This is a genomic window from Streptomyces sp. NPDC102462 (assembly GCF_044765425.1).
Taxonomy (GTDB): domain Bacteria; phylum Actinomycetota; class Actinomycetes; order Streptomycetales; family Streptomycetaceae; genus Streptomyces.
In genome coordinates this window covers 42,376-49,530 of sequence record NZ_JBIWKB010000031.1, presented here as the reverse complement: position 1 = coordinate 49,530, position 7,155 = coordinate 42,376, and the positions used below count along the sequence as shown (strand labels likewise).

The following is a 7,155-nucleotide window of genomic DNA, read 5'->3' as shown; positions in this document are numbered from 1 at the left end:
TTCTCGCGCAGTTCCCCGCGCCCCTTACAGGGCGCACCCGCCGTCGCTCAAGTGCGGGAGCGTCGTGGTTTCTCGCGCAGTTCCCCGCGCCCCTTACAGGGCGCACCCGCCGTCGCTCAAGTGCGGGAGCGTCGTGGTTTCTCGCGCAGTTCCCCGCGCCCCTTACGGGGCACACCCGCCCGTCGCTCGGGTGTGGCGGCGGCCTGGATCAAGGACCCGATCAGGTCTCTTTCTCGCGGTTGAGGTAGTTGTAGACGGTGAAACGGCTCACGCCCAGGGCGCCGGCGACGGTCTCCACGCCGTGCCGCACCGAGAAGGCGCCGCGCGCCTCCAGCACCCGTACGACCTCCTGTTTGGCCTTGCGGTCCAGGTCGGCCAGCGGCCTGCCCTGCTTGCGTTCCATGGCGGCGAGGATGCGCTCCAGGGAGTCGGCGAGCTGCGGCAGGCGTACGGCCACCACGTCCACGCCCTGCCAGGTGAGCACGACATCGTCGGGACCGGCCAGGTCCGGCGGCACCAGCTGCCCGCCCATGGCGTCGACCAGCGGCTTCACGGCCGCGACGAACGGGTCGTCCCCGGTCAATTGCCGCCCTCCCTCACCACGTTCACCTGGAGCGAGATCCGCGTGGCACCGGCGTCGAGCGACTTGCGCAGCAGGGCGTCCACGGCACCGAGCACGGCGTCGGCCGCGCCCTCCGCGGTGTTGCCGAACGGGCCGACGTCCACCGCGTCCAGCTCGGCCGCCTCGATGACCTCGCGGGCCACCACCGCGTGCGCCGGAGCCTCGTCGAGGTCGAAGGGTTCCGTCGTGAACTCCACTCGCAATCGCACTGTGCCCCCATGGCATGGCTCCGCCGCCCTGGCCCGTTCCTCCCAGGGCAGATGGCTGTACACGTTCAGAGTCATCGCGGCGCCGGTGCACCCCGGCCGCTCCGACACGACCTTAACCGACTCCCCCGCGGCGATCAGCGGCGCTGCACAGGCCCTCGTCACACGATCACGGTCGGGCCTTCCTGGGGCGTCGCCGACCGACCCCCAGCCTTGACAAGCACCCGCCACGGGTAGCAGCCTTCCATTAAACAGAAACTAACTTCCACATTGCGAAATCAAGGGAAGGGGGCGCGGCCCCGATGGGATTCGCAGACCAGCGCTTCACCGTCAACCTGTCGATCCTCTTCACGGACCTCCCGCTCCTGGCGCGTCCCGCAGCCGCCGCCGCGGCCGGCTTCTCCGAGGTCGAGCTGTGGTGGCCATGGGCCGACTCCGCCACCCCCGGGCCCGCCGCGCTCGACGGCCTGCGCGGGGCGATCGAGGACGCGGGTGTCCGGCTCACCGGCCTGAACTTCTACGCCGGCCGGCTCCCCGGCCCCGACCGCGGTGCGCTGTCCGTCCCCGGCGAGGAGTCCGACAGGTTCCGCGCCAACATCGGCGTGGCCGCCGGCTTCGCCGCGTCCCTCGGCTGTACGGCGCTCAACGCCCTGTACGGCAACCGGATCGCGGGCGTGGACCCGGCCGAGCAGGACGCGCTGGCCCTGGAGAACCTGGCGCTCGCGGCCCGCGCGGCCGACCGGATCGGCGCGATCCTGCTGATCGAGGCGCTGAGCCGGACCGAGTCGCCGCGGTATCCGCTGGTGTCGGCGCCGGCCGCGGTCGAGGTCGTCGACCGGGTCAACGAGGCGACGGGCCTCGGCAACGCCCGGTTCCTCATGGATCTGTACCACCTGTCCATGAACGGTGAGGACCTGCCCGCCGTCATCGAGCGCTACGCGACGCGGACCGGTCATGTGCAGATCGCCGACAACCCGGGCCGCGGCGCCCCGGGCACCGGCTCGCTCCCCCTGGCGGACCTTCTCGACCGGCTGGGGAAGGCCGGTTACGAGGGCCGGGTCGGCCTGGAGTACACGCCGGGCGACCGCCCGAGCGCCGAGGCGTTCGACTGGCTCCCGCGCGCAGCGCGTTGAACCCCCGACACCGCACCTCCGGCAGAGAGGCCCCCTCGCCATGAGCACCCTTGCGGATTCCGACCCCGCCGCCCGCGCAGAGTCCACCCGTGCGGCCTCCGCCCGTCCGGCGGTTGCCTGGATCGGCCTCGGCATCATGGGGTCGCCCATGTCCGAGAACCTGATCAAGGCGGGGTACCGGGTCACCGGCTACACGCTGGAGCCGGAGAAGCTGGACCGGCTCGCCGCCGCCGGCGGCACCGCGGCCCGCTCGGTCGCGGAGGCGGTGCGGGACGCGGACGTGGTCATCACGATGGTGCCCGCCTCCCCACAGGTCGAGGCGGTCGCCTACGGCCCGGACGGCATCCTGGAGAACGCGCGGCCGGGCACGCTGCTGATCGACATGTCCTCCATCACCCCGCAGACCTCGATCGACCTGGCGAAGGCGGCGCGGGAGAAGGGCATCCGCGTCCTGGACGCCCCGGTCTCCGGCGGGGAGGCCGGCGCGGTCGAGGCCGTGCTGTCCATCATGGTCGGCGGCGAGCAGGCGGACTTCGAGGCCGCGAAGCCGGTCTTCGAGGCGCTGGGCCGGACCGTCGTGCGGTGCGGCCCGCACGGCTCGGGCCAGACCGTGAAGGCCGCCAATCAGCTGATCGTCGCCGTGAACATCGAGGCGTGCGCCGAGGCCGTCGTGTTCCTGGAGAAGTCGGGCGTGGACCTCGGGGCGGCGCTTGAGGTGCTGGGCGGCGGGCTCGCGGGCTCCACCGTGCTGGCGCGCAAGAGGGACGCGTTCTTGAACCGCGACTTCAAGCCGGGCTTCCGTATCGATCTGCACCACAAGGACATGGGCATCGTCACGGACGCGGCCCGGGCCGTCGGCGCGGTTCTGCCGGTCGGCGCCGTGGTCGCCCAACTCGTCGCCGGCCTGCGCGCCCAGGGCGACGGCGGCCTGGACCACTCGGCCCTGCTGCGGGGCGTGGAGCGCCTGTCGGGCGCCCGGCTCTGAGCCGGCCCCCGGCCTCCGGGCGGCGCCGCCGCCGACATCTGTCCCGTCGCGCCCAGGCGTCGACGCCGCCCGGAACCCACGTCATGGGCTCGGGGTGCGGGTCGCGTCGGTGCGCAGGAGGCTGAAGTCATGACGCAACCACCGACCGAGCATCCGCACATCGTGGTGCACCCTCCGGCGCTGGACGGCTCGCGGCGGGTCACCGAGGACGAGGTGACGCTGGGCGTCGCCTCGCACCTGGACGACGTGATCGAGATCCTGCGCATGGCCGACCTGGACCGGATCGAGGTCGAGGACAGCGATCTCGTCGAGTGGCTGGGCGGCGGACCGGAGGACTGGCCGGGACTGTCGGAGCCGGAACCGTAGCCCGGCGGCACGTACCGATCCCGGCGTAACCGGGCTACGCCAACCTCAAATCAACCTCTGAACAGCGCCCCACGATGCTTCGACCACCCCCGCCGGCGGGCACCTTCCAGACACGCGGGGCCCGCCGGCACGGGGGCGGCGGGCCCGCCCGCACGGGGGGTGCGCGATGGACATCAACTCCACGACGACGCTGGAGCCGCACGAGATCGCACGGATACGCGGCGGGCGCCGAGCCGCCGTGACGGTGGCCGTGCTCGATCTGCATCTGCGGGGCGCGGTCGGCGCGGGCCGCGCCGGCACGATGCAGGCGTCGGGGCCGGCCGACGGCCGGATCCGGGCGCCGCTCACCAAAGCGGTGCACGCCGCGCTGTACCGGCCCGCGGGCATGCGGCAGTTGCTGGACCGGCAGGGGGTGCGCACGGCCCTGACCGAGCTGGCCGGCGACCTCACCGCCGCCGGTCTCCTGCGGGCCTTCCCGCCCGGCCGCACCCGTGCCGGGCGCCGCCTGCTGAAGGAACTGCGCGCCCGGCACCCGCTGCCGACCCGCAGGTCGGGCCTGTCGGCCGAGGACAAGCTGCTGCTGGTCGCGGTGCACGGCGACGCGGCCCTGACCAAGCTGGCGCCCCGATTCGCCCGGGAGGCGGGCCTCGTCGGCCGCGGCGGCACCACGGAACGCGAGCTACGCCAGTCCTGGGGCAGCGGCGGAGGAGGCTTCAGCTGCGGCTCAGCATGACCCCAGCCCCAAAGGGGCCCGGGGAACTGCGCGCCCAGCCACAACACACCCACACCCGGCCACCGCCTCAACCACAACGACGAATAGCCACCTCCACCAGACACCCACCACAGGAACCGCGCCCCAAAGGGGCGCGGGGAACTGCGCGCCCAGCCACAACACACCCGCACCAGGCCACCGCCCCCCACCACAGCGCCCGAGTAGCCACCCCCGCTAACGCCGCGCAGCGCCAAGCGGAGGGATCGATGTCGGCGCATGCCAGGGCTCGGTAGCCGTCTCCTCGAACTCGACCACGTCCCCGATGTCGTTGGTCACCGACATCGAGATGTCGGTGACACGCTCCAGGATCGCCTCGACCACCACCGGCACCCGGTGCTCGGCGGCGAGCTTCTTGGCCAGCTCGAACGCCGCACCCAGCTCGTTCGGGTCGGTGACCCGGATCGCCTTGCACCCCAGGCCCTCGGCGACCTTGACGTGGTCGACGCCGTACACGCCCAGCTCCGGCGAGTTGATGTTCTCGAACTCCAGCCTGACCTCGAAGTCGATGTCGAACGCGCGCTGCGCCTGGCGGATCAGGCCCAGGTAGGAGTTGTTCACCAGGACATGGACGTACGGGATCTTGTGCTGGGCGCCGACGGCCAGTTCCTCGATCATGAACTGGAAGTCGTAGTCCCCGGAGAGCGCGACGACGGACGCCTCCGGGTCGGCCTGGGCGACGCCGAGCGCCGCCGGCACCGTCCAGCCCAGCGGGCCCGCCTGACCGCAGTTGATCCAGTGCCGCGGCCGGAAGACGTGCAGCATCTGGGCGCCGGCGATCTGCGAGAGGCCGATCGTGGAGACGTACCGGGTCTCCGGCCCGAAGGCCCTGTTCATCTCCTCGTAGACCCGCTGGGGTTTGATCGGGATGTCGTCGAAGTGCGTACGGCGCTGGAGCCCGGCCCGCCTCTCCTGCGCGGCGGCGGCCCAGTCGGAGCGGTCGGGCAGCCGGCCGGCCGCCTTCAACTCCCCGGCGGCCTCCACGAACAGCGTGAGGGCCGCCTTCGCGTCGGAGGCGATGCCGTAGTCCGGCGCGAAGATCCGGCCGAGCTGGGTGGGCTCGATGTCGACGTGCACGAACCTCCGTCCGACCGTGTAGACGTCCAGCCTTCCGGTGTGGCGGTTGGCCCACCGGTTGCCGATGCCGAGGACGAAGTCCGACTCCAGGAAGGTCGCGTTGCCGTAGCGGTGCGAGGTCTGCAGTCCGACCATGCCGGCGTTCAGCTCGTGGTCGTCGGGGATGACGCCCCAGCCCATGAGCGTGGGCACCACCGGGATGCCGGTCAACTCGGCGAATTCGACGAGGAGTTCGCAGGCGTCCGCGGTGATGACACCGCCGCCGGCGACGATCAGCGGCCGCGCGGACTCGTTCAGCAGCGCGAGGGCCTTCTCGATCTGGGCGCGGGTCGCGGCCGGTTTGTAGACCGGCAGCGGCTCGTACGTCTCGGGGTCGAACTCGATCTCGGCGAGCTGGACGTCCACGGGCAGATCGATCAGGACCGGGCCGGGACGGCCGGAACGCATCAGGTGGAACGCCTGCTGGAAGACGCCCGGGACCTGGGCTGCCTCCAGCACCGTGACGGCCATCTTGGTGACCGGGCGGGCGATCGAGGCGATGTCGACGGCCTGGAAGTCCTCCTTGTGGATCACCGCGGTCGGGGCCTGGCCGGTGATGCACAGGATCGGCACCGAGTCGCCGATGGCCGAGTACAGGCCGGTGATCATGTCGGTGCCGGCCGGGCCGGACGTGCCCACGCAGACACCGATGTTGCCGGCGTTGGCGCGGGTGTATCCCTCGGCCATGTGCGAGGCGCCCTCGACATGGCGGGCGAGGGTGTGGGTGATGCCGCCCGCGGACTTCAGGGCCGCGTAGAAGGGGTTGATCGCGGCGCCCGGCACGCCGAAGGCGTCGGTGACGCCCTCGCGTTTGAGGATCTCAACTGCCGCGCGGGCAGCGGTCATACGAGCCATCGAGTACTCCTGCTTCGGCTGTCGGTGCGTACTCCCGTCGCGCCCCGCGGCGAGCACTGCCTACACACTCCGCGCATTCAGCATATTCCGTACTGCGGAAAACAGTTTCTACGATCTGAAATCAATGTAGGCGGGGGGTCAAAGGTCGTCAAGCGACGGACAACGCGGGCCCGGCGGGAGCAGGATGGGACCGCTGCCTCGACACGACGCCTTTGAGAAGGTGGGAGAGGGCCATGCCCGAGAGCCTGCCGGTGCGCTGCCCGGCCTGCCGGCGCGAGCACGTCTATGTCGCCCCGCCCTACCCCTGCGCGTGCGGCGCCCCGGTCGCGCCCGCACTGGATCCGGACGGCACACCGACGGTGATCGCGCACCGGGCCTGGGACGACGACTGGATCACCGTGCGCTGCCCGGCCTGCGGGCGCGGCAACCAGTGGCCGCAACCGGAACTGGGGTGCCCGTGCGGGACGGTGCTGCGGATCCCGGCGGCGGGCGGTACGGCGTCCGGTCCCGGGCCCCGGGCCGACTTCCGGCCCATGACCATCCGCACCGCGCGCGACGCGGTCACCAACGCCGTGCTCTATCTGCGCTGGCTGGGCTACCAGGACATCCGGCGCGCCGACCAGCGACCGCCGTCGGGCGTCCGGCTCACCGCACGCGGCCTGCTGGCCCAGGTCGACCCGGCGGCCGGACCGGTCTCCCTGCGCGCCGTGGAGTGCCTGTGGCTGACCGCCATGGCGGAGTCAGCGGCGTGCGTCCACTTCTCCCTGGCCGGGTACGCCGCCGACGCCCGCGACCGCGCCGACACCCTGGGCATCCCCCTGTTCACCCTGCCCCCCACAGGCAACCCCCACCCCCTCAACCCCCCGGCCACCAGGCTGACCCCGACGAACAACGACTAGCCCAGCGCCCCGAGAGTCTTTCCGGGACACCTTGCTGACGCCGAAGGACGACCCCGAGCGGGCCAGCTTCACGAAGATGGGGCACGCCGGCGTTCTCGCACGGCGCGCTGATGTGCGCCGGGTGCCGGATGCTCCGGGCTGCTGTTCGGGCTGGTTCGCTGCAGGCCATGCCTCCGGTCAAGGTGACAGGTTGTTGCCGGCACG

The 7,155-nt window shown here is 72.0% G+C and carries 8 protein-coding genes; 5 read left to right on the top strand and 3 right to left on the bottom strand.

Going from position 1 to position 7,155, the window contains the following annotated elements; genetic code table 11:
- Positions 1 to 220: 220 nt before the first annotated feature.
- Together ACIRFL_RS25340 and ACIRFL_RS25335 are read right to left on the bottom strand one after the other, a co-directional pair.
- Positions 221 to 532 carry a helix-turn-helix domain-containing protein gene (locus ACIRFL_RS25340; RefSeq protein WP_404032646.1) on the bottom strand — a complete coding sequence of 104 codons (312 nt, stop codon included), beginning with the start codon at positions 530 to 532 and terminating at the stop codon, positions 221 to 223.
- Positions 533 to 579: 47 nt separating this feature from the next.
- The gene (locus tag ACIRFL_RS25335) at positions 580 to 831 is read right to left on the bottom strand and encodes a hypothetical protein (RefSeq protein ID WP_404032643.1); all 252 of its coding nucleotides are present in this window, start codon (positions 829 to 831) and stop codon (positions 580 to 582) included.
- Positions 832 to 1,130: 299 nt separating this feature from the next.
- On the opposite strand from ACIRFL_RS25335, the gene ACIRFL_RS25330 reads away from it, so the two are divergent.
- The 4 genes from ACIRFL_RS25330 (at position 1,131) to ACIRFL_RS25315 (ending at position 4,045) form a co-directional block, all read left to right on the top strand.
- Positions 1,131 to 1,961: a TIM barrel protein gene (locus ACIRFL_RS25330; protein ID WP_404032495.1), complete on the top strand. Its 831-nt coding sequence runs from the start codon at positions 1,131 to 1,133 to the stop codon at positions 1,959 to 1,961.
- Between the two features lie 40 nt (positions 1,962 to 2,001).
- Positions 2,002 to 2,946: a 2-hydroxy-3-oxopropionate reductase gene (locus ACIRFL_RS25325; RefSeq protein WP_404032493.1), complete on the top strand. Its 945-nt coding sequence runs from the start codon at positions 2,002 to 2,004 to the stop codon at positions 2,944 to 2,946.
- A gap of 129 nt (positions 2,947 to 3,075) precedes the next feature.
- Positions 3,076 to 3,312 carry a hypothetical protein gene (locus ACIRFL_RS25320; protein WP_404032491.1) on the top strand — a complete coding sequence of 79 codons (237 nt, stop codon included), beginning with the start codon at positions 3,076 to 3,078 and terminating at the stop codon, positions 3,310 to 3,312.
- Positions 3,313 to 3,478: 166 nt separating this feature from the next.
- Positions 3,479 to 4,045, top strand: coding sequence for a TIGR04222 domain-containing membrane protein (locus ACIRFL_RS25315; RefSeq protein ID WP_404032488.1), 567 nt, complete (start codon positions 3,479 to 3,481; stop codon positions 4,043 to 4,045).
- 213 nt (positions 4,046 to 4,258) lie between these two features.
- Here ACIRFL_RS25315 and gcl read toward each other — a convergent pair whose 3' ends face one another.
- Positions 4,259 to 6,052, bottom strand: coding sequence for a glyoxylate carboligase (gene gcl, locus ACIRFL_RS25310; RefSeq protein WP_404032486.1), 1,794 nt, complete (start codon positions 6,050 to 6,052; stop codon positions 4,259 to 4,261).
- Between the two features lie 233 nt (positions 6,053 to 6,285).
- Between gcl and ACIRFL_RS25305 the strand changes: the two genes are divergently transcribed.
- Positions 6,286 to 6,951 (top strand): hypothetical protein, encoded by a 666-nt coding sequence (locus tag ACIRFL_RS25305; RefSeq protein WP_404032483.1) that lies wholly within the window; start codon positions 6,286 to 6,288, stop codon positions 6,949 to 6,951.
- The last annotated feature ends 204 nt before the right edge of the window (positions 6,952 to 7,155 follow it).

Excerpts from the sequence above, each read along its gene's own strand:
- ACIRFL_RS25340 (WP_404032646.1), bottom strand. The coding sequence starts at position 532 with ATGGGCGGGCAGCTGGTGCCGCCGGACCTGGCCGGTCCCGACGATGTC.
- ACIRFL_RS25330 (WP_404032495.1), top strand. The coding sequence starts at position 1,131 with ATGGGATTCGCAGACCAGCGCTTCACCGTCAACCTGTCGATCCTCTTC.
- ACIRFL_RS25315 (WP_404032488.1), top strand. The coding sequence starts at position 3,479 with ATGGACATCAACTCCACGACGACGCTGGAGCCGCACGAGATCGCACGG.
- ACIRFL_RS25305 (WP_404032483.1), top strand. The coding sequence starts at position 6,286 with ATGCCCGAGAGCCTGCCGGTGCGCTGCCCGGCCTGCCGGCGCGAGCAC.
- ACIRFL_RS25320 (WP_404032491.1), top strand. The coding sequence starts at position 3,076 with ATGACGCAACCACCGACCGAGCATCCGCACATCGTGGTGCACCCTCCG.
- ACIRFL_RS25325 (WP_404032493.1), top strand. The coding sequence starts at position 2,002 with ATGAGCACCCTTGCGGATTCCGACCCCGCCGCCCGCGCAGAGTCCACC.
- gcl (WP_404032486.1), bottom strand. The coding sequence starts at position 6,052 with ATGGCTCGTATGACCGCTGCCCGCGCGGCAGTTGAGATCCTCAAACGC.